Consider the following 20,978-nt stretch of genomic DNA (forward strand, 5'->3'; position numbering starts at 1 on the left):
TTTGCCGGCCTGTGGCCCGGCAGCGCGGCGGCGGTGCAAGGAGTGTAGTCAAGGTGATGGCAAGTTGCCTTGTCTGCTGCACGCGATCTCTGTGGGAGCGGCGCGCAGGCTTCAGTGCGGCGGATAGTTGCTCAGCACCTGGGTCACGGTCTTCTGGATCGCCGCATTGCGCTCCTGCGGGCTGGGCGGATAGTTGTTCATGATCTGCTCGGCGCTGCCGCGCCATACCAGCTTGCCGTCGCGGCCATCGAACAGGTCGACCTGAATGGTCGCCACCTTGTAGTCGACGCTGCGCGTCTCGTTGTACATCGGCCCGCCCCAGTAACCGCCCCAATAACCACCCCAGGCACCGCCGTAGTTGGTGGTGACCTGCTGCTGGCGGTCCTCGACGATCAGGTAGGCGCGCACCTTCACATCCGCCCGGGCATTGCCCTGGACCGGGCGCAGGCCGCGCTGGTCGAGCTGGTTGGAGACCGCCTGGCGAATGCGTTGCTCGGTCAGGTCGCTCTTGATCCGCGGATCGTCCGGGCGATATTGCAGGCCCGGTTCCTGCCAGGCCCAGCTGCGATAGGCGGCGAAGTCGCGGCTGGCATCGAAGTCGTGCTGCACGTTGTTGCTCGAGCAGGCGGCCAGCAGCAGGGCGAAGGACAGTAGAACGAGACGGCGCAACATGGTGGTTCTCCGTTGAACGTTAGCTGGGAGGATAGCCGCTCATCGCCTTGCTCACTGACTCGCGCAGGGCGCTTTCGCGCTCACGCGGCGAGTCCTTGTCGCTGCCGCTTTCGGCGCTGGCGCTCCACACCGGCTGGCCGTTGCGGGCATCGAACAGGTCGATGCGCACCACCATCACCTCGACTTCGTAGGTGCGCACGATCGGCACGCTTGCGTAGCCGCCATAGCCGTTGCGATAGCCGCCGTAGCCGACGCCGCCGTAAGGGTAGGGGCCGTAGTAGGGATCGTAGTCGTAGTCGCGCACCTGGCGCAGGCGCCGCTCCAGACGCACGTCGGCGCTCACCAGCAGGTCGGCGGGCGCATTGCGTGCCGGGCGCAGGCCGTGCTGGTCGAGGGCACCGCTCACCGCGTCGGCCAGTTGGCCCGGCGTCGCGTTGGCCAGGCCCCCGGGTGGCTGGTTGTTGCGCCAGCTCCAGCTGCGGTAACGGCCGTAGTCGCGTGTCGGCGCGGGGTAGGCGCTGGCATCGAAGGTACTGGCGGCCTGGGGCGGCGCCGGCGGCAGCGGCTTGCCGCTGGCGACATAGGGGTTGCTGCCCTGGCAGGCGGACAGGGCGAGGGGGAGCAGGGCCAGGCAGAGCAGACGATACGGCATGGATCCTCCTGGCGAGCGGGTCAGTGGGGGCGGCACATCCAGTGCAGGTAGCGGCCCAGGCCGGCGAAGCTGGGGTGACGGCGGTGCGCCAGTTCCATCTCCAGCAGGTCGAGCAGCTCGGCCTTGTCCTGGAACTCCTTGGGCATGTAGTCGTGGAACACCCGTACGCCGCTCTCGCTTTCGACCTGCCACAGAGCTTCAAGTTGCGCCTTGAGCTGGCGTGGATCAAGTGGTTTCTGTGGTGTGAGGCTCTGCTTTTCGCCGGCCAGCCGATTGTGCCGCAACTTGCGGAAATGGCCCTTGAGCAGGTTGCGGTAGACCAGCGCGTCGCGGTTGTAGAAGGCCAGCGACAGCCAGCCACCCGGCGCGGTCAGCTGGTGCAGCACCGGCAGGATGCTCTCGGGCTCGGCCAGCCATTCGAGCACGGCGTGGCACAGCACCAGGTCGTAGGGTTCGGTGAGTTGACCGAGCAGGTCCTGCCACGGCGCCTGGATGAAGGTCGCCTGCTGGCCGGCCTCGGCGAAGCGCGCACGGGCGCCGTCGAGCATCGGCGCGGCGGGTTCGGCAAGGGTCACCTGGTGGCCGCGCTGGGCCAGCCACAGGGCCATGTGGCCGAGGCCCGCGCCGATATCGAGCACCCGCAGGGGGCGGTCGGGCAGGGCCTCGGCCAGGTCGGCCTGGAGCACCGCCAGGCGGATGGCGCCCTTGGCGCCGCCGTAGATCTTCTCGGCGAAGCGGCTGGCCAGCTCATCGAAATGACGGTCGTTCATTTGCCGAAGCGCCTCTCGCTGTCGGCGAGCTTGGCCCGCACCACCTCGTTCATGTCCAGTCCCAGCTCACTGCACAGCAGCAACAGGTAGAGGACGATATCGCCGACTTCCTGGCCGGCGTGGGCGAGCTTGTCGGCGGGCAGCCGGCGGGACTCGTCCTCGGTCAGCCACTGGAAGATCTCCACCAACTCGGCCATTTCGACGCTGGCGGCCATGGCCAGGTTCTTCGGGCTGTGAAACACCCGCCAGTCGTTGGTGTCGCGGATGCGGTGCAGGCGTTCGGTCAGTTCTTGCAGGTTCATCGGGGTCTCCTCGTGGCGCATAGCTTCCGGCGAGGTGCCTTGCAAAGCAAGCCCGATCAGAGCGTGCGCCAACTGCCGAGCATATGCAGCAGGCCGCCGTGGCCATCCAGGCGCAGCTCGCCGCTCGGCCCCGCCTGGCTGGCGCTCAATATCACCTCCGAAGGCAGGCGCACCGGTTTGTGGAAGTCCACCGCGAAGGCATATCCGGCCTTGGGCAGGTGCCCCTGCAAGGCCGCCAGCGCCATGGCCTTGCTCCACATGCCGTGGGCGATGGCCCTGGGGAAGCCGAACAGGCGTGCCGTGAGGCTGCTCAGGTGGATCGGGTTGTAGTCGCCGCAGACCCTGGCGTAGCGCCGGCCGATATCGCCGTCGGCATACCAGCGGGTGGCTTCGGGCAACGTGGCGGACGTTGTGTCGGCGAGTTCCGCGGCCGGTGCGTCGAGCTTGAGGCCGCGCACCAGCATGCGGCTGGTTTCGCGCCAGAGCAGGCCGAGGCCATCCTCGGCCTCGGTCACCAGGTCGAAGGTGCCGCCTTTTTCATGGGGCTGCAGGTTGTCGGCATACACCGCGAAGCGCAGCCCGTCGATGCCGCCCAGGGGACGCAGCACCTGCAGGCTGTTGTGCAGGTGCACCAGCCCCAGCAACGGGAAGGGAAAGTCCTCGGCGGTGAGCAGTTGCAGTTGCAGGCTGAAGGCCATGACGTGCGGGTAGGTGCCCGGCAGGCGGCCATCGTCGGTGAAGTGGCAGAGCCGGCGGTAGGCCGCCAGGTTGGCGGGGTCGACCCGCAGGAAGCAGCGCAGGCCCTGCTCCGGCAACTGGCTGCCACGGATCTTGCGTTTGCCGAGGGCGCGCAGGTACAGGCTCGGTCGTGATTCGGGGCTGTGCAGGTCGTGCCAGGGTCGGGTCATGGTCAGGCTCCCATCAAGGCCTGGCCGCAGACCCGCAGGGCCTGGCCATTGACCGCGCCCGAGCCCGGCTGGCTGAGCCAGGCGATGGCTTCGGCGACGTCCTGCGGCAAGCCGCCCTGTCCCAGCGAACTCAGGCGTCGGCCGGCCTCGCGCAGGCCCATGGGCATGGCCGCGGTCATGTGCGTTTCGATAAAGCCTGGCGCCACCGCGTTGATGCTGGCGCCCTGTTCGGCCAGGCGTGGCGCCCAGGCCTGGGCGAAGCCGATCAGCCCGGCCTTGCTGGCCGCGTAGTTGGACTGGCCGCGGTTGCCGGCGATGCCGCTGACCGAGGCGAGCAGGGTGATGCGCGCATCCGCGTGCAGCTTGCCGCCTTCGAACAGCGCCTCGGTCAGCACCTGGGGCGCCTTGAGGTTGACCGCCAGCACTGCGTCCCAGTACTCCGGGGTCATGTTGGCGAGGGTCTTGTCGCGGGTGATGCCGGCGTTGTGCACGACGATATCCAGGCCCTGGGGCAGGGCTTCGAGCAGTTGCGCGGCGGCATCGGCGGCGCAGATGTCCAGCGCCAGGGCACGACCGCCCAGGCGCGCGGCGAGGGCGTCGAGGTCGCGCTGGGCCTGGGGCACGTCGAGCAGCGTCACCTCGGCGCCGTCTCGGGCCAGGGTTTCGGCAATCGCCGCGCCGATGCCCCGGGCGGCGCCAGTGACCAGGGCGTGGCGGCCGGCCAGCGGCCGGGTCCAGTCCTGCACCTGGGCGGCGCAGGGCGTCAGGCGCAGGACTTGGCCGGAAACGAACGCGCTCTTGGGCGAAAGGAAGAAGCGCAGCGCGCCCTCGAGCTGGCTTTCGGCGCCTTCGGCGACATACAGCAGGTTGGCCGTGGCGCCATTGCGCAGTTCCTTGGCCAGCGAGCGGCTGAAGCCTTCCAGGGCCCGCTGGGCAACGCTGGCCTGCGCATCGGCGACGCCTTCTGGCGCACGCCCCAGGATCACCACGTGGGCGCTGGAGGCCAGGCTGCGCAGCAGGGGTTGGAAAAATTCGCGCAACTGCTTGAGGTCATCGCTGTCGGACAGGTGACTGGCATCGAACACCACCGCCTTGAGCTTCGGCCCCAGGCCCGCGACCCAGGCCGGGACCTCGAGCGCGTCGCTGGCGAAGCCGTAGCAGTCGGCGGTCAGGCGTGGAGCGATCGCCGCCACCTGGGCTGCCAGCGGCCCGCCGCCCAGCACCAGCGCGCCCTCGATGGGGCGCAGGCGCCCGGCCTGCCAGCGCTCCAGTGGCACCGGGCGGGGCAGGCCGAGGGCGTCGACCAGTTTTCGTCCGAGGGTGGAGTTGGCAAAGCCCAGATAGCGGTCGCTCATGTACGGTTCTCCCTGAAGGCAAGCATGCAAGTGTGGACCAAGTTTGTGGCAGGGTCGTTCGAATGCGCGAAAAGAACCTAGGCTTAAGGATCAAATTGTTTCAGGAGGAATACAGGCATGCAGTCAATTCGCCGGGTCGCGATCCTGGGGGGCAACCGGATTCCCTTCGCCCGCTCCAACGGCGCCTACGCCAAGGCCAGCAACCAGGCGATGCTCACGGCGGCCCTCGAGGGCCTGGTGGAGCGTTACCGCCTGCACGGCCTGCGTCTGGGCGAAGTGGCGGCCGGCGCGGTGCTCAAGCATTCGCGTGACATGAACCTGACCCGCGAGTGCGTGCTGGGCTCGAGGCTGTCGCCGCAGACGCCGGCCTACGACATCCAGCAGGCCTGTGGCACCGGCCTGGAAGCGGCGTTGCTGGTGGCCAACAAGATCGCCCTGGGGCAGATCGACAGCGGCATCGCCGGGGGCGTCGACACCACCTCGGACGCGCCCATCGCCGTGAGCGAAGGGCTGCGGCAGATCCTGCTGCAGGCCAACCGCGGCAAGACCCTCGGCGAACGTCTCAAGCCCTTCCTGAAACTGCGCCCGGGCCTGCTCAAGCCCGAGTTGCCGCGTAATGGCGAGCCGCGCACCGGGCTGTCGATGGGCGAGCACTGCGAACGCATGGCGCAGACCTGGCAGATCGGCCGCGAGGAGCAGGATGAACTGGCCCTGCTCAGCCATCAGCACCTGGCGGCGTCCTACCGCGAGGGCTGGCACGACGACCTGCTCACGCCCTACCTTGGCCTGACCCGGGACAACAACCTGCGCGCCGACCTGAGCCTGGAGCAGTTGGCCAAGCTCAAGCCGGTGTTCGAGCGCAGCGGCCTGGGCACGCTCACGCCGGGCAATTCCACGCCGCTGACCGATGGCGCCTCGCTGGTGTTGCTCGGCAGCGAGGCCTGGGCCGAGACGCAGGGCCTGAAGGTACAGGCCTACCTGGTGGACGGTGAGACGGCCGCAGTCGATTTCGTCCATGGCCAGGAAGGCCTGCTGATGGCACCGGTGTACGCGGTGCCGCGGCTGCTGGCGCGCAATGGCCTGACCTTGCAGGATTTCGACTTCTACGAGATCCACGAAGCCTTCGCCGCCCAGGTGCTCTGTACCCTCAAGGCTTGGGAGGATGCCGACTACTGCCGCACGCGCCTGGGGCTCGAAGGGCCGTTGGGGTCGATCGATCGCGCCAAGCTGAATGTGAAGGGCAGCTCGCTGGCCGCCGGGCATCCGTTCGCGGCGACGGGAGGGCGGATACTGGCGAACATGGCCAAGCTGCTGGGCGAGCGTGGCAAGGGGCGTGGCCTGATCTCGATCTGCGCGGCGGGTGGGCAGGGGGTAACGGCGATCGTCGAACGCTAGGCGGCGATGGCTGGTACCCTTGTCCGACCCGAGACACCAGGCCTTAGCATGTCGATCACCGGACCACGTCCCATCCCCGCCCTGGACCAGCTGCCCAGGCCGCTATACGCCCGCGCCGAGAGCCTGGGCGCCGGGTCCTGGACCACCCGTCACCAGCATGACTGGGTGCAATTTTCCTATGCCATCAGCGGCGTGCTTGGCGTGTACACCAGTGACGGCAGCTACTTCGCCCCGCCGCAGTGGGGCGTGTGGATCCCGGCCGGCACCGAGCATGAAGTGCTGACCTCGATGCAGGCCGAGATGCGCAGCCTGTATGTGCGCCGCGACGCCTGTCCCTGGGCACCGGGCGAATGCCGGGTGCTGGAGGTCACGCCGCTGGCGCGGGAGCTGATCAAGCAGTTCTGCACCTTCGCGGTGAACTACCCGGAAGGCGACAGTGCCGAGGCGCGGTTGGTGGCCGTGTTGCTGGACCAGCTGCGCACCCTGCCGCAGGTGGGGTTCTCGCTGCCGCTGCCGCGCCACCCGGGCTTGCTGGCGTTGTGCAACGGCTTGATCGCCGCCCCCGACCGGCCCCAGACCCTGCAGCAGTGGGCGGTGCAACTCGGGGTATCGGAAAAGACCCTGATGCGCCTGTTCCAGCGCGAGACGGGGCTGAGCTTTCGCAACTGGCGCCAGCGCATGCGCCTGCTGTCGTCGCTGGCGCTGCTGGAGGCCGGAGAGAGCGTCACCCAGGCCGCGCTGGGCTGCGGGTATGACTCGACTTCGGCCTACATCGCCGCCTTTCGCCAGCTGTTCGGCGCCACGCCAGGGGAACTGCGCCTGTAGTAGCGGCTGCTGTTTCGGTCAGTGACAGCACCCGCTGCCATTGGCCAGGTCCTTGAGGATCGGACAGTCCGGCCGGTCGTCGCCCTGGCAGTGGGCCACCAGCTCGCCGAGGGTGTCGCGCAGGCTCACCAACTCCTCGATGCGCTTGTTCAACGCCTCGATATGCTGCATGGCCAGGGCCTTCACGTCGGCGCTGGCGCGCTGGCGGTCCTGCCACAGGGTCAGCAGCTTGGCGACTTCTTCCAGGGAAAAGCCCAGATCACGTGATCGCTTGATGAACGCCAGGCTGTGCAGGTCCTCCTGCTGGTACAGCCGGTAGCCGCTTTCGCTTCGCGTGGCGGGGCGCAGCAGGCCGATGGACTCGTAGTAGCGGATCATCTTGGCGCTCAGCCCGCTGCGGCGGGCGGCCTGGCCGATGTTCATGGGGCCTCCTGGTCGATGGCGGTGGGTTTCCAGGTCTTCAGCCACAGGGCATTGCTCACCACGCTGACGCTGGACAACGCCATGGCGGCGCCGGCCAGCACCGGATTGAGGTAGCCCAGCGCGGCCAGGGGGATGCCGATCAGGTTGTAGATGAATGCCCAGAACAGGTTCTGGCGGATCTTCGCGTAGGTCTTGCGGCTGATCTCCAGTGCCGCGGGTACCAGGCGCGGATCGCCGCGCATCAGGGTGATGCCGGCCGCCTGCATGGCCACGTCGGTGCCGCCGCCCATGGCGATGCCGATGTCGGCGGCCGCCAGCGCCGGGGCGTCGTTGATGCCGTCGCCGACCATCGCCACCACGCCCTGTTGCTTGAGCGCGGCCACCGTGGCGGCCTTGTCCGCCGGCAGCACTTCGGCGTGCACGTCGTCGATGCCGAGCGCCTCGGCCACCACCTTGGCGCTGCCGCGGTTGTCGCCGGTCAGCAGGTGGCTGCTGATGTGGCGCGCATGCAAGGCGGCGATGGCCTGGCCGGCGCCGGGTTTGAGACTGTCGCCGAAGGCGAACAGGCCCAGCACGCGGGGGTGGCTGCCGAGTTCGATCAGCCAGGACAGGGTGCGGCCCTCGGCCTCCCAGGCTTGGGCGCTGGCGGCCAGCTCGCCCGGTACCAGCCGGCTCTCGTCGAGCAGGCGGCGGTTGCCCAGGGCCAGCTCGCGGCCCTCCACCTGGCCGGCGATGCCACGGCCGGTGAGGGACTGGCTGTCGGCCACTTGCGGTACGTCAAGATCGCGTTCGGCGCAGGCATCGAGCACCGCCTTGGCCAAGGGGTGCTCGCTGCCACGCTGCAGGGCGCCGGCCAGGCGCAGCAGTTGGTTATCGTCACCGCTGCTGGCCTGCTGGTGGACGATGCGCGGACTGCCGGAGGTAAGGGTGCCGGTCTTGTCGAATACCACGCGGTTGACCGCATGGGCGCGCTCCAGCGCTTCGGCGTCCTTGATCAGGATGCCGTGGCGGGCGGCGACACCGGTGCCGGCCATGATCGCCGCGGGCGTGGCCAGGCCCAAGGCGCAGGGGCAGGCGATCACCAGCACGGCGACGGCGTTGATCAGCGCGGTTTCCAGCGGTGCGCCGGCCAGCCACCAGCCGACCAAGGTCACCAGGGCCAGCACCAGCACGGCGGGGACGAATACCTGGCTGACCCGGTCGACCAGCTTCTGGATCGGCGCCTTGGCCGCCTGGGCGTCCTCGACCAGGCGGATGATGCGGGCGAGCACGGTCTCGGTGCCCAGCGCCAGGGTCTTCACCAGCAGGCGGCCTTCGCCGTTGATGGCGCCACCGGTCACCGCGTCGCCGGGCTGCTTGGGCACCGGCAGGCTTTCACCGCTGATCAGGGCTTCGTCGGCGTGGCTGCTGCCTTCGAGCACCTGGCCATCGACCGGGAAGCGCTCGCCGGGCTTGACCAGCACCACATCGTCGAGGCGCAGCTGGCTGATGGCGACGTCTTCCTCGCGCCCCTCGACCACCCGCACGGCGCGTTCCGGGCGCAGGGCCTCCAGTGCCCGGATGGCGCTGGCGGTCTGGCGCTTGGCGCGGCTTTCCAGGTACTTGCCCAGCAGCACCAGGGCGATCACCACCGCCGAGGCTTCGAAGTACAGGTGCGGCGTCATGCCGGCGTGGGCGTTGGCCCATTGGTACAGGCTCAGGCCGTAGCCGGCGCTGGTGCCCAGGGCGACCAGCAGGTCCATGTTGCCGGCACCTGCGCGCACGGCCTTCCAGGCGGCGACGTAGAAGCGTGCGCCAAGGATGAACTGCACCGGGGTGGCCAGCAGGAACTGCGCCCAGGCCGGCAGCATCCAGTGCAGGCCGAACGGTTGCACCAGCATCGGCAGCACCAGCGGCAGGGCCAGCAGCAGGGCCGCGGCGACCGCCAGGCGTTCGTTGCGCAGGCGGCGTCGGGCCTGTGCCTGGTCATCGTGGCTGGCCAGCGGCAGGGTGGCGCTGTAGCCGGCCTTCTCGACCGCGGCGATCAGCGCGCCGTCGTCGACGCCCTCAAGCACTTCAAGGTGGGCGCGTTCGTTGGCCAGGTTGACGCTGACCTTTTCGACCCCCGGCAGTTTGCCGAGGGCGCGCTCGACCCGGCCGGCGCAACTGGCACAGGTCATGCCGCCGATCTGCAGTTCGAGGGTACGGGTGGGGACGCTGTAGCCGGCGTCGCGCACCGCGTCGACCAGCGCCGGCAGGCTGTCGGCCGGGGCCTGGACCCGGGCCTGCTCGGTGGCGAGGTTGACGCTGACGTGTTCGGTACCGGTGACCTTGCGCAGGGCGCGTTCGACCCGACCTGCGCAGCTGGCGCAGGTCATGCCACCGATCGGCAGGTCGAAGGTGGTGGATGCGGGCATGGCTCTCTCCTCCGTGGACAGGCCTCCAGCATCAACCTTGCCATGCGGGCAAGGTCAATAGCCCAGGCCGGCTCTCTTGAGCACCAGGCCATTGTGCCCCATGGCGATCCGGTATTTGTTGATCTGGCCCGCCTGCAAGGTCAGGCGCGTGCTGCGCTGGTCCTCGACGCCGGGCGCGCAGCCGGGCACCTGCCCGGGCAACAGGCGCAGGCGCACATCGACGGGGCCCGGCGGCAGGTTGAATGAGGTTGACTGCTCCTGGAACAGGCGGCCGGACAGCTGGTCGTTGAGGTAGATGCCGATCTCGCAGCTGGTGGCCACCTCCAGGCGTTCCCGGGAAATGATCAGCACGCTGTAGTCCGAATTGCCCTCGGCGCTGGCCGGTGGCACGACGGCCAGCGCGCCCAGCAATCCGACGAGGCCCAATGCTGCCCTGATCATGAAAAATCTCCTGCTTGCCAAAATCGTCAAAGGCGCAGCTTGGCCGAGGCGCGCGCGGATTTCCAGCCCGGCCGTTTTCTGCGGAACTTGACCTTGCCCCGATGGCAAGGCTGAGACTGGGCAAAACCCACAAGGAGGCAACCTCGATGCAAGTGTTCAATGTACAAGGCATGACCTGTGGCCATTGTGTGAAGGGCGTGACCCGGGCGGTGCAGGAGCAGGATGCGGCGGCACGCGTGGAAGTGGACCTGGCGGCGCGCCAGGTGCGGGTGGAAAGTGCCCTGGCGGCGGATCAGATCCTGGCGGCGATTCGTGAAGAGGGGTATCAGGCCGAGGTCGCCTGAGTTATCGCGGTGTGCATGGCGATAGTCTTGCGGCGCCGATGAGATCGCGCGCCGCGCAGGCGGCGCGCGATCTGACTGACGGTGCACGGTTTCCGTGGTGCACCTACAAAATCAATACAAAGGTTTTCAGGTAGACTAGCGGACTTGCTTAGCCTGCTATGGATTTTCCATGAACCTTCGAACCTTGCTGATTCTCGGCGCCCTCAGTGCGTTCGGGCCTCTGGCGATCGACTTTTATCTGCCGGCCTTCCCGGCCATGGCGCATGCCTTCGGCACCGACGAAAAGCATGTGCAGACCACCCTGGCCGCCTATTTCCTCGGCTTGTCCCTGGGCCAGCTCGCTTACGGGCCGGTGGCCGACCGTTTCGGCCGGCGTCTGCCGCTGCTGTTCGGGGTTGGCCTGTTTACCGTGGCGTCACTGGCCTGCGCCTATGCCCCAAATCTCGACAGCCTGATCCTGGCGCGTTTCGTCCAGGCCTTGGGTGGCTGCGCCGGCATGGTGCTGTCGCGGGCGATCGTCAGCGACAAGTGTGACGCGGTGGCCTCGGCCAAGGTGTTTTCGCAACTGATGCTGGTGATGGGCCTGGCGCCGATCCTCGCGCCGATGCTCGGTGGCGTGCTGGTCAACGTGGCAGGCTGGCAGTCGATCTTCCTGGCCTTGGGCCTGTTCAGTGCGGCATGCCTGCTCGCCGTCGGCCTGGGCCTGCCGGAGAGCCTGCCGGCCCATGTACCGCGCCAGCCGCTGTCGGGCGCGCTGCGCCAGTACCTGAGCCTGTTCGGCGACCGGGTGTTCGTCGGACATGCGCTGACCGGCGGCATCGCCATCGCTGGGATGTTCGCCTACATCGCCGGTTCGCCGTTCGTGTTCATCAAGCTCTACGGCGTGCCGCCCGAGCACTACGGCTGGCTGTTCGGCACCAACGCCGCCGGCTTCATCCTGATGGCCCAGGTCAATGCGCGGCTGCTGGCCAAGCGCGGTCCGGCATTCCTGCTGGCGCGAGCGGTGTGGTTGTACCTGGTGGCGGCGCTGGCGCTGCTGGTGGTGGCGGCGTTGCGCCCGGCACAGCTCTGGCCATTATTGGTGCCGCTGTTCGTGTGTATCGCCAGCCTCGGTTGCATCATCCCCAACGCTTCGGCCTGCGCCATGAGCGGGCAAGGAACGCGGGCTGGCAGTGCCTCGGCCCTGATGGGCTGCCTGCAGTTCAGCGTCGCCGCAGGCGCGGCGGCGCTGGTCGGAGTGCTGCACGACGGCAGCGCGGTGCCCATGGCGCTGGTGATCAGCTTGTGCGGCGCGCTGGTGGTCAGTGTCGCAATGCTGACCCGGCGCCTGCAGGCCAGCCGGCCCGCGTGAGCGGGTGGGGCGCGTTGAGACGCGCCTCCAGCAGGGCGACGAACGATCGCGCCTCGGCCTCGCTGCGGAAACTCACCACATGCTGGTCGAGCTGGACCTGCCAGGGGCAGGTGGGGTTCCGGTTCGACGTACTGACGACAATCTTCATCGCGATCCACCTCAAGTGAGCGGGAGCGGATCTAGTGTAGCGCTGCCCCCGGCTCGCGCCATGACCGCGATCAGTACCCAGACTGACGGTCATGACGGTCTGACGCTGGGAGACGTTCTGTTTTGCAGGGCGGAAATTTTCCCTCTTCCCGTCGGACATATCGACCCCCTGGTTCGTTGCTGTCAGCTGCGTTCCCGCTAGAGCCACGGTAGTACGGGGGATGGGCAGAGTCAGTCGTCAGCCACTCTGACAGACGCATCTTTAAGAACGATTTTGGGAAGGCGTATACCGACCCATCTGGGGCATGCCTCCCTCACGGCGAGTGCCCTCCAGCGGCTTATACTGCCCCCTGGCGGCCAGCGAAGGGTGAGCGTTTCCCTGGGCTGGCGACCACCATCCGGCACACGAACCATCCCGCGCTTGCCCACACCGGAGGCAGGGCATCTGCGGCGTTCGCCAGCAGGCGGGATTCATCAGGGAGCTTCAGGTTCATGAACGCAGTCCGCAGCATCAGTCAGGTCGCCAACCTGATGGCCGATCCCAAGCGCAGCGCCATGTTGTGGGCGTTGATCGATGGTACCCCGCGTGCGGCGGACGAGCTTGCCGTGCTCACTGGGCTGAGCACGTCGTCGGCCTGTGCGCACCTGTCGCTGTTGTGCAGTGCCGGGCTGCTCAGGCACGAGGCGCGTGGGCGCAAGCGCTTCTTTCGCCTGGCCACGCCGGAGGTCGGCACTGCGGTGGAAGCCTTGGCCAGCGTGCAACTGGCGACGCGCTCACCTGGGGAGCAGGGCACGACACTGCAGATTCCCCTGTCGATGCGCAAGGCACGCCTGTGTGGTGATCACCTGGGCGGCGAAGTGGCCGCCGCGCTGCTCCACCGCCTGCAGGTGGCCGGTTGGCTGGAGGGCAGCGAGCAGTACCTGTCGGTGAGCCAGGAGGGCAAGGAGCACCTGGAGGCTCTGGGGGTATTCATTGACGCGATGGCCGCCGGTGACCGGCGCGGCTGCGTGATATGCCACTGCAGTAAATGGAACGATCAGGGCCCGCACCTGGGCGGTTGCCTGGGCAAGGCCTTGCTCCGCTTGTTCACCCAGTCGGGTTGGGTGCGTGAGCAGGAGGGCAGCCGGGCGGTGCAACTCACACCGCTCGGCCAGCAGCAGATCAACGCGATCGCCTGCCTCCCGGCCCGGCAGGTCGGCTAGCGGACCAGTCGCGCATCCAGGCTGTTCTGCGCCAGGCGGCGTGCCTGGTCCTGGGTCATGCCCAGATGCTGATGCAGGGCGTGGAAGTTCTCGGTGACGTAGCCACCGAAGTAGGCTGGATCATCGGAGTTGACCGTAACTTTCACCCCACGCTCGAGCATGTCGAGGATGTTGTGCTGGCCCATGTGTTCGAACACGCACAGCTTGGTGTTGGACAGCGGGCAGACGGTCAGCGGGATCTGCTCGTCGATGATGCGCTGCATCAGGCGCTCGTCCTCGATGGCGCGCACGCCGTGATCGATCCGCTGGATCTTCAGCAAGTCGAGGGCTTCCCAGATGTACTCGGGCGGGCCTTCCTCGCCGGCATGGGCCACGGTCAGGAAGCCTTCGCTGCGGGCGCGATCGAAGACGCGCTGGAACTTGCTCGGCGGATGGCCTTTTTCCGAGCTGTCCAGGCCCACGGCGACGAAGGCATCGCGGAAGGGCAGGGCCTGGTCCAGGGTCTTCTGTGCCTCGTCTTCACTCAGGTGGCGCAGAAAGCTGAGAATCAGGCCGCTGCTGATGCCCAGCTGCTCGCGACCATCCTTCAAGGCCCGGTTGATGCCATCGAGCACCACCTCGAACGGGATGCCCCGGTCGGTGTGGGTCTGCGGGTCGAAGAACGGCTCGGTGTGGATGACGTTCTGCGCCTTGCAGCGCTGCAGGTAGGCCCAGGTCAGGTCGTAGAAGTCCTGCTCGGTGCGCAGGACATCCGCGCCCTGGTAGTAGAGGTCGAGGAATTCCTGCAGGTTGTTGAAGGCATAGGCGCTGCGCAGGGTCTCGACGTCCGCCCAGGGCAGGGCGATCTTGTTGCGTTCGGCCAGGGCGAACAGCAGTTCAGGCTCCAGCGAGCCCTCCAGGTGCATGTGCAGTTCCGCCTTGGGCAAGGCGTTCAGCCATTCATACATGTGTGCAATCTCGATCAGGTACGGTTGGCCGCCATTCTACAGGGCCTGGCCGGGCAATGCGCCCACCCAGGCCGCAACGCCCGGGTTTACCAGATGAGCGCTTCACCTTTGTAGTTGATGAAGCGCAGGCCGCCATTGCCGCTCTGGGCCTTGACTTGCTCGAGCATGCCCCGGGTGCTGGTCAGCACGTCGATCTCGGCGTTCTCGCCGCCCATGTCGGTCTTCACCCAGCCCGGGTGCATGGCCAGCACGGCCAGGTCGGGGCGCTGCAGCTCGACCACGAAGCTGTTGATCATCGAGTTGAGCGCGGCCTTGCTGGCCTTGTACAGGCAGACTTCGCCACCGTCGGGGATGGCCACACTGCCCAGGATCGAGCTCATGAACGCCAGCACGCCGCTGCCTTCGCGCACCTGGCCGGCCAGGCGACGGGCCACACGGATCGGCGCCACGGCGTTGGTCATGAACAGCTCGCCGACCTGCTGTACCTGCACGCTTTCCAGGTCCTGCGGCAGCGGGCCCATCACCCCGGCGTTGACGAACAGCAGGTCGAATACTTCGTCTTGCAGGCGCTGCTTGAGCCCGTCGAGCTGGGCCGTGTCGTTCATCTCCAGGCGCTCGATGCGCACCCCGGGGACTTCGCCCAGCGCACCCGGCTGTTGCGGGTCGCGCACGGTGGCGACGACGTTCCACCCATCTTCGCGCAGGCGTTGTACCAAGCCCAGGCCGAGGCCTCGGGAGGCGCCGATGATGAGGGCGGTCTTGTTGGCGTTCATAGCGATACTCCATATCAAGGGCGCGGCGAGCGGTGCTGTGCACAGGTTCGCTTGTCGCGCGGCAACGTGGCGGTTGCCCTCCACTGGGAGGGCCTGGGTGACGAGCATAAACCAGGAAGAGGTCGGCTGCCCTGTCGCGGCTGGTCAAAAAATGATCGAAGGTCTGAAAGGCCTGTGGAGACGGGGTCTGACAGGGTGGTTCACGGGTTATCCACAGGCTGCTCCACAGTAATTGTGTGCAAGCGCGACAGCCTGAAAATGCCCGTTTCAGGGAACGCAGTCGCTGCTGACTGGGGATAACTCACACGCTTTCAGTGACTTGGGTTAATGTCACACAAATGTGATCAAAATATGCTCAATACGCTGCAGGCCTTGCGGAACAAGGCCTGCAGCGGAGTGCCCCAAGCTTATCCACAGGCAGGCCCACAGCAGTTGTGGGCAACGCTCAGGCTCGTTCCAGCAGGATGCGCCCGCGGCTCAGGTCGGCGAGCTGCTGCTGCAGCACCTCGAGGTGGCTGTCACCCAGGGCGATGCGCAGGTCGACGCCGTTGGCGGTGAACTGCTCGTCCAGCACCAGGCCGTCGACTTCGCCCAGGCGCAACTTGACCAGCGCCAGTTCGCTGAAGGTGCAGCTGCAGGCGAACTCGCTGCGCTGTACCAGCAAGCGCTTGGGCGCCTGCTGCAGGCATTTGTTGGCGCCGCCGCCGTAGGCCCGGGCCAGGCCGCCGGTGCCCAGTTGGATGCCGCCGTACCAGCGGATCACCAGAACCACCACCTGGTCACAGTCCTGGGCCTCGATGGCGGCAAGGATCGGGCGCCCGGCCGTGCCGCCGGGCTCGCCGTCGTCGCTGCTGCGGTATTGGCCGCCGAGCTTCCAGGCCCAGCAATTGTGGGTGGCCGCCAGGTCGCTGTGGCGTTCGATGAAGGCCATGGCCTCGGCCGGGCTACTGATCGGGCCGGCGAGGGTGATGAAGCGGCTCTTGCGGATGTCCTCGCGGAACTCGCAGAGCTCGAGCAGGGTAGAAGGCATAAGTCCGGGTCAGGCGGGCGTGCTGATGCCGCAGCCTTTGAGAATGATGTGGATAAGGTTGTTGCTGGCGTCTTCCATGTCCTGCTTGGTCAGCCGGCTGCGGCCGGTCACCTGACAGATCTGGGTGGCGAAGTCGGCGTAGTGCTGGGTGCTGCCCCAGAGCAGGAAGATCAGGTGCACAGGGTCGACCCGGTCCATCTTGCCGGCGTCCATCCAGGCTTGGAACACCGCGGCACGGCCGCGGAACCATTCGCGGTAGTCGGCGCTGAAGTACTCGCTCAGGCATTCGCCGCCGCTGATCACTTCCATGGCGAATATTCGCGAGGCCTGCGGGTTGCGTCGGGAAAACTCCATCTTGGTGCGGATGTAGTGGCTGAGCGCCACGGCCGGGTCGTCTTCCACGCTCAGGGCATTGAAGGTGCTGTCCCACAGCTCGATGATGTTGCTAAGCACCGCGATGTACAGGCCCAGCTTGTTGGTGAAGTAGTAGTGCAGGTTGGCCTTGGGCAGCCCGGCCTTGAGCGCGATGGTGTTCATGCTCGTGCCCTTGTATCCGTGGCGGGCGAATTCGTCTTCGGCGGCCTGGATGATGGCCTGCTCGTTCTTCTGGCGGATGCGGCCGGCGGGCTTTCCCGAGGCGGGGGAGCGATGCGCAGGGACTTCTAGGGTCATGGACGATTCCGGGCGGGTCGTTACAGATGTCCGACAGATTACCTGCCTGTGCCGAAGTGACAAGCATTAGCGGTAGAGATACGTATCAACGTGTCGCAGCCAGGCTCTCGAGGAAGCTTTCCAGCACCAGGTTCGGCCGACGGCCCTTGCGCGTCACCCAGCTCAGGCTCAGGTCATAGAAGCGCTGGGCGGGTTTGAGCGCACGCAGGCGCCCCTGCTGCACCCAGAGCATCGCGTAATGGTCGGGCAGGTAGCCGATGTAACGTCCGGTGAGGATGAGGAAGGCCATGCCTTCGCGGTCCGAGGCACTGGCGGTGCAGCGCAAGGCCTGGTAATGGGCCTGGATGTCGGCCGGCAGGCGGAAAGTTGGGGCGATCGCATCCTGGTCATTGAGGCGGTCGTCGTCGATCTGCTGGTCATCGGCATAGAACAGCGGATGGCCGACCGCGCAGTAGAGCAGTGAGCGCTCGCTGTACAGCGGCTGGTACTCAAGCCCCGACAGTGGGCTGGTCTGAGGCACCACGCCGACATGCAGGCTGCCATCGAGCACACCCTGCTCGACCTGGCTTGGCGCGATCATGCGGATCTGGATGCGCACGTCCGGGCCGCGGTCCTTCAGTTCGGCCAGGGCATGGGTGATGCGCATGTGCGGCAAAGTCACCAGGTTGTCGGTGAGGCCGATGTTCAGTTCGCCGCGCAGGTGCTGGTGCAGGCCGTTCACCTCGGTGCGAAAGGTCTCCAGGGCGCTGAGCAACTGCAACGCCGAGTGGTAGACCTCGCGGCCTTCCTCGGTGAGCGAAAACCCGGCGCGCCCCCGTTGGCACAGACGCAGACCCAGGCGTTGCTCGAGGTCGTTCATCTGCTGGCTGATCGCCGAGCGGCCGATCCCCAGCACGTTCTCCGCCGCCGAGAAACCGCCGCATTCGACGACGCTGCGGTAGATTTTCAGCAGGCGGATGTCGAAATCGCTGACTTGGGCGAGGGGATCGGGACGTCGGCTCATTAGTTTAGTTATCCGCTGACTGAAGATTAGAAATGCTGGGTTTTTCGAACTTTATCGCCATGACAATTTAGCTGCAACAACACCCATCGTTGCCTAATCGTCTTCCGAGGAATCGCCCGATGAACATGCCCGAAACCGTCCAGGTCGGTCTGGCCAGCCAGCTCAAGCTGGACGCCCACTGGATGCCGTACACCGCCAACCGCAACTTCCAGCGCGACCCGCGCCTGATCGTGGCGGCCGAAGGCAACTACCTGGTCGACGACAAGGGCCGCAAGGTGTTCGACGCCCTCTCGGGCCTGTGGACCTGCGGTGCCGGGCATACCCGCAAGGAGATCAGCGAGGCGGTGGCCCGTCAGGTCGCCACCCTCGATTATTCGCCGGCCTTCCAGTTCGGCCACCCGCTGTCGTTCCAGCTGGCCGAGAAGATCGTCGACCTGGTGCCGGGCGACCTGAACCATGTGTTCTTCACCAACTCCGGCTCCGAGTGCGCCGACACCGCGTTGAAAATGGTCCGCGCCTACTGGCGCCTGAAGGGCCAGGCCACCAAGACCAAGATCATCGGCCGTGCCCGTGGTTACCACGGCGTGAACATTGCCGGCACCAGCCTGGGCGGGGTCAACGGCAACCGCAAGCTGTTTGGTCAATTGCTGGACGTCGATCACCTGCCTCACACCGTGCTGCCGGCCAACGTGTTCAGCAAGGGCATGCCGGAAGAGGGCGGCATCGCCCTGGCCGACGAGATGCTCAAACTGATCGAGCTGCATGACGCCTCTAACATCGCCGCAGTGATCGTCGAGCCGCTGGCCGGTTCCGCCGGTGTGCTGCCGCCGCCGAAGGGCTACCTCAAGCGCCTGCGCGAGATCTGCAGCCAGCACAACATCCTGCTGATCTTCGACGAAGTGATCACCGGTTTCGGCCGCATGGGCGCGATGACCGGCGCCGAAGCCTTCGGCGTCACTCCGGACCTGATGTGCATCGCCAAGCAGGTCACCAACGGCGCCATCCCGATGGGGGCGGTGATCGCCACCAGCGAGATCTATCAGACTTTCATGAACCAGCCGACCCCCGAGTACGCCGTGGAATTCCCCCACGGCTACACCTACTCGGCACACCCGGTCGCCTGCGCCGCCGGTATCGCCGCGCTGGACCTGCTGCAGAAGGAAAGCCTGGTGCAGTCCGCCGCCGAGCTGGCGCCACACTTCGAGAAGCTGCTGCACGGCATCAAGGGGACGAAGAACGTCGTCGACATCCGCAACTACGGCCTGGCCGGCGCCATCCAGATCGCCGCGCGCGACGGTGATGCCATCGTCCGTCCGTACGAGGCGGCCATGAAGCTCTGGCAAGCCGGCTTCTATGTACGCTTCGGTGGCGACACCCTGCAGTTCGGGCCAACCTTCAACACCCAGCCGCAGGAACTGGATCGCCTGTTCGACGCGGTGGGCGAAGCCTTGAACAAGGTCGACTGACTTTTCTGATTTTGACGTCGGGCGCGTGAGTACCACGCGCCTGTCTCTACCTTCTTTATCTGGAGTTCTGCATGAGCATTGTTCAGCACCTGATCCATGGCGAGCTGGTCACCAAGGGCGAGCGCACCGCCGATGTCTTCAACCCGTCCACCGGCCAGGCCGTGCGCAAGGTCGAACTGGCCAGCCGCGCCACCATCCAGCAGGCCATCGATTCGGCCAAGGCCGCCTTCCCGGCCTGGCGCAACACCCCGCCGGCCAAGCGTGCCCAGGTGATGTTCCGCTTCAAGCAGCTGCTGGAGCAGAACGAGGCGAAGATCTCGCAGATGATCAGCGAGGAGCACGGCAAGACCCTGGAAGACGCGGCGGGTGAGCTCAAGCGTGGCATCGAGAACGTCGAGTTCGCCTGCGCCGCCCCTGAGCTGCTCAAGGGTGAGTACAGCCGCAACGTCGGCCCGAACATCGATGCCTGGTCCGACTTCCAGCCGCTGGGCATCGTCGCCGGCATCACCCCGTTCAACTTCCCGGCCATGGTGCCGCTGTGGATGTACCCGCTGGCCATCGCCTGCGGCAACGCCTTCATCCTCAAGCCGTCCGAGCGCGATCCGAGCTCGACCCTGTACATCGCCCAGCTGCTGCTGGAAGCCGGCCTGCCGAAGGGCATCCTCAACGTCGTGCATGGCGACAAGGAAGCGGTCGATGCGCTGATCGAGGCGCCGGAGGTCAAGGCCCTGAGCTTCGTCGGTTCGACCCCGATCGCTGAGTACATTTATGCCGAGGGCACCAAGCGCGGCAAGCGCGTCCAGGCCCTGGGCGGCGCGAAGAACCATGCGGTGCTGATGCCTGACGCCGACCTGGACAACGCCGTCAGCGCGCTGATGGGCGCGGCCTACGGTTCCTGCGGCGAACGCTGCATGGCCATTTCGGTGGCGGTGTGTGTCGGCGACCAGGTGGCTGATGCGCTGATCGCCAAGCTGGAGCCGCAGATCAAGGCGCTGAAGATCGGTGCCGGCACTGCCTGTGGCCTGGACATGGGCCCGCTGGTGACCGCCGCCGCGCGTGACAAGGTGGTGGGCTACATCGATGACGGCGTTGCCGCTGGTGCCAAGCTGGTGGTCGATGGTCGCGGCTACCGTGTGGCCGGTAACGAGGATGGCTATTTCGTTGGCGGTACCCTGTTCGACAAGGTCACCCCCGAGATGCGTATTTATAAGGAAGAGATCTTCGGCCCGGTGCTGTGCGTGGTGCGGGTGAACAGCCTGGAACAGGCCATGCAGCTGATCAACGAGCACGAGTACGGTAACGGAACCTGCATCTTCACCCGTGACGGTGAAGCGGCGCGGCTGTTCTGCGACGAGATCGAAGTGGGCATGGTGGGTGTCAACGTACCGCTGCCGGTGCCGGTGGCGTACCACAGCTTTGGTGGCTGGAAGCGTTCGCTGTTCGGCGACCTGCATGCCTATGGTCCGGACGGTGTGCGCTTCTATACCCGTCGCAAGGCGATCACCCAGCGCTGGCCACAGCGGGCCAGCCATGAGGCTTCGCAGTTTGCGTTCCCGAGCCTGTAAGGCGCAGGGATGAAAGCGGGGCGGCCGACAGGCCGCCCCGCTTTGTTTTTTGGCTGCTTATATAGGTGCTAGGGCTGTGATGGGCAGCTGGCAGCCCTGACGCGGTGTTTTCCCCCGATATTTCACTTTAATGAAATTAACGGTTGACGCCCTCTCAGATCCCCTTATAATGCGCCCCACTTCCGACGTAGTCGAAACGAAAAACCTCTTATTAATCAATAGGTTGAATGTTTCAGGTGGTATCGGAGGTGCTTCGATCATCTGATCGGCAGCGGTGAAAAAGGCAGTTGACAGCAGGTTGTAACGCTGTATGATTCGCCTCCCGCTACGAGAGATCG

22 protein-coding genes are annotated in these 20,978 nt (G+C 66.5%); 7 read left to right on the forward strand and 15 right to left on the reverse strand.

From position 1 onward, the window contains the following. Positions 1 to 111: 111 nt before the first annotated feature. The 6 genes from AC25M7_RS23355 to AC25M7_RS23380 are packed head-to-tail and all read right to left on the reverse strand — an operon-like array spanning position 112 to position 4,659. Positions 112 to 672: a DUF4136 domain-containing protein gene (locus AC25M7_RS23355; protein ID WP_028691372.1), complete on the reverse strand. Its 561-nt coding sequence runs from the start codon at positions 670 to 672 to the stop codon at positions 112 to 114. Positions 673 to 691: 19 nt separating this feature from the next. Next, positions 692 to 1,324: a DUF4136 domain-containing protein gene (locus tag AC25M7_RS23360; protein ID WP_486971514.1), complete on the reverse strand. Its 633-nt coding sequence runs from the start codon at positions 1,322 to 1,324 to the stop codon at positions 692 to 694. 20 nt (positions 1,325 to 1,344) lie between these two features. After that, on the reverse strand, positions 1,345 to 2,094 hold the full coding sequence (locus AC25M7_RS23365) for a methyltransferase domain-containing protein (RefSeq protein WP_062362070.1): 750 nt from the start codon (positions 2,092 to 2,094) through the stop codon (positions 1,345 to 1,347). Then, positions 2,091 to 2,396, reverse strand: a complete 306-nt coding sequence (locus tag AC25M7_RS23370; protein ID WP_028691375.1) for a MazG-like family protein — start codon at positions 2,394 to 2,396, stop codon at positions 2,091 to 2,093. Before AC25M7_RS23370 ends, AC25M7_RS23365 begins: the two co-directional genes overlap by 4 nt. Before the next feature lie 56 nt (positions 2,397 to 2,452). Further along, on the reverse strand, positions 2,453 to 3,304 hold the full coding sequence (locus AC25M7_RS23375; protein ID WP_069017041.1) for a MaoC family dehydratase: 852 nt from the start codon (positions 3,302 to 3,304) through the stop codon (positions 2,453 to 2,455). A 2-nt stretch (positions 3,305 to 3,306) separates the two neighbouring features. Then, positions 3,307 to 4,659: a 3-oxoacyl-ACP reductase gene (locus AC25M7_RS23380; protein WP_182324524.1), complete on the reverse strand. Its 1,353-nt coding sequence runs from the start codon at positions 4,657 to 4,659 to the stop codon at positions 3,307 to 3,309. A 117-nt stretch (positions 4,660 to 4,776) separates the two neighbouring features. Here AC25M7_RS23380 and AC25M7_RS23385 point away from each other — a divergent pair, with 117 nt between their 5' ends. After that, positions 4,777 to 6,054, forward strand: a complete 1,278-nt coding sequence (locus AC25M7_RS23385; RefSeq protein ID WP_186597263.1) for an acetyl-CoA C-acetyltransferase — start codon at positions 4,777 to 4,779, stop codon at positions 6,052 to 6,054. Positions 6,055 to 6,102: 48 nt separating this feature from the next. Further along, the gene (locus AC25M7_RS23390) at positions 6,103 to 6,879 is read left to right on the forward strand and encodes an AraC family transcriptional regulator (RefSeq protein WP_028691379.1); all 777 of its coding nucleotides are present in this window, start codon (positions 6,103 to 6,105) and stop codon (positions 6,877 to 6,879) included. 18 nt (positions 6,880 to 6,897) lie between these two features. On the opposite strand, the gene cueR is transcribed toward AC25M7_RS23390, so the two are convergent. From cueR to AC25M7_RS23405, 3 genes are read right to left on the reverse strand one after another with little or no spacing between them, the layout of a single operon-like run. Continuing rightward, entirely contained in the window at positions 6,898 to 7,302 is a 405-nt protein-coding gene (gene cueR, locus AC25M7_RS23395) for a Cu(I)-responsive transcriptional regulator (protein WP_028691380.1), read from the reverse strand. Continuing rightward, positions 7,299 to 9,698, reverse strand: coding sequence for a heavy metal translocating P-type ATPase (locus AC25M7_RS23400; RefSeq protein WP_486971515.1), 2,400 nt, complete (start codon positions 9,696 to 9,698; stop codon positions 7,299 to 7,301). The genes cueR and AC25M7_RS23400 overlap by 4 nt, the downstream gene beginning before the upstream one ends. 54 nt (positions 9,699 to 9,752) lie before the next feature. Then, positions 9,753 to 10,139, reverse strand: a complete 387-nt coding sequence (locus AC25M7_RS23405; RefSeq protein WP_028691382.1) for a hypothetical protein — start codon at positions 10,137 to 10,139, stop codon at positions 9,753 to 9,755. Between the two features lie 146 nt (positions 10,140 to 10,285). Between AC25M7_RS23405 and AC25M7_RS23410 the strand changes: the two genes are divergently transcribed. Together AC25M7_RS23410 and AC25M7_RS23415 are read left to right on the forward strand one after the other, a co-directional pair. After that, the gene (locus AC25M7_RS23410; RefSeq protein ID WP_028691383.1) at positions 10,286 to 10,483 is read left to right on the forward strand and encodes a heavy-metal-associated domain-containing protein; all 198 of its coding nucleotides are present in this window, start codon (positions 10,286 to 10,288) and stop codon (positions 10,481 to 10,483) included. 169 nt (positions 10,484 to 10,652) lie between these two features. Next, entirely contained in the window at positions 10,653 to 11,834 is a 1,182-nt protein-coding gene (locus AC25M7_RS23415; RefSeq protein WP_028691384.1) for a multidrug effflux MFS transporter, read from the forward strand. Here AC25M7_RS23415 and AC25M7_RS23420 read toward each other — a convergent pair. Beyond that, positions 11,785 to 11,982, reverse strand: coding sequence for a hypothetical protein (locus AC25M7_RS23420; RefSeq protein ID WP_486971516.1), 198 nt, complete (start codon positions 11,980 to 11,982; stop codon positions 11,785 to 11,787). The genes AC25M7_RS23415 and AC25M7_RS23420 overlap by 50 nt on opposite strands. Before the next feature lie 491 nt (positions 11,983 to 12,473). Between AC25M7_RS23420 and AC25M7_RS23425 the strand changes: the two genes are divergently transcribed. Continuing rightward, complete coding sequence (locus AC25M7_RS23425; protein WP_062362044.1) at positions 12,474 to 13,184, forward strand: ArsR/SmtB family transcription factor; 711 nt, start codon at positions 12,474 to 12,476, stop codon at positions 13,182 to 13,184. Here the strand turns inward: AC25M7_RS23425 and AC25M7_RS23430 are convergent. The 5 genes from AC25M7_RS23430 to AC25M7_RS23450 all read right to left on the reverse strand — a co-directional run bounded on the left by AC25M7_RS23430 (position 13,181) and on the right by AC25M7_RS23450 (position 17,609). Continuing rightward, a complete protein-coding gene (locus tag AC25M7_RS23430; protein WP_028691386.1) occupies positions 13,181 to 14,131 on the reverse strand; it encodes an adenosine deaminase in 951 nt (316 codons plus the stop codon). The genes AC25M7_RS23425 and AC25M7_RS23430 overlap by 4 nt on opposite strands. A gap of 86 nt (positions 14,132 to 14,217) precedes the next feature. Then, positions 14,218 to 14,904: an SDR family oxidoreductase gene (locus tag AC25M7_RS23435; protein ID WP_028691387.1), complete on the reverse strand. Its 687-nt coding sequence runs from the start codon at positions 14,902 to 14,904 to the stop codon at positions 14,218 to 14,220. A gap of 445 nt (positions 14,905 to 15,349) precedes the next feature. Next, complete coding sequence (locus AC25M7_RS23440) at positions 15,350 to 15,934, reverse strand: IMPACT family protein (RefSeq protein ID WP_028691388.1); 585 nt, start codon at positions 15,932 to 15,934, stop codon at positions 15,350 to 15,352. Between the two features lie 9 nt (positions 15,935 to 15,943). Next, complete coding sequence (locus AC25M7_RS23445) at positions 15,944 to 16,606, reverse strand: TetR/AcrR family transcriptional regulator (protein WP_028691389.1); 663 nt, start codon at positions 16,604 to 16,606, stop codon at positions 15,944 to 15,946. 85 nt (positions 16,607 to 16,691) lie between these two features. Further along, the gene (locus AC25M7_RS23450) at positions 16,692 to 17,609 is read right to left on the reverse strand and encodes a LysR family transcriptional regulator (RefSeq protein WP_028691390.1); all 918 of its coding nucleotides are present in this window, start codon (positions 17,607 to 17,609) and stop codon (positions 16,692 to 16,694) included. A 119-nt stretch (positions 17,610 to 17,728) separates the two neighbouring features. Between AC25M7_RS23450 and aptA the strand changes: the two genes are divergently transcribed. Together aptA and AC25M7_RS23460 are read left to right on the forward strand one after the other, a co-directional pair. Beyond that, positions 17,729 to 19,075, forward strand: coding sequence for an omega-aminotransferase AptA (aptA, locus tag AC25M7_RS23455; protein WP_028691391.1), 1,347 nt, complete (start codon positions 17,729 to 17,731; stop codon positions 19,073 to 19,075). Between the two features lie 71 nt (positions 19,076 to 19,146). Continuing rightward, positions 19,147 to 20,640 (forward strand): CoA-acylating methylmalonate-semialdehyde dehydrogenase, encoded by a 1,494-nt coding sequence (locus AC25M7_RS23460; RefSeq protein WP_028691392.1) that lies wholly within the window; start codon positions 19,147 to 19,149, stop codon positions 20,638 to 20,640. Positions 20,641 to 20,978: the final 338 nt, after the last annotated feature.

Source organism: Pseudomonas sp. P106(2024) (genome assembly GCF_057480815.1).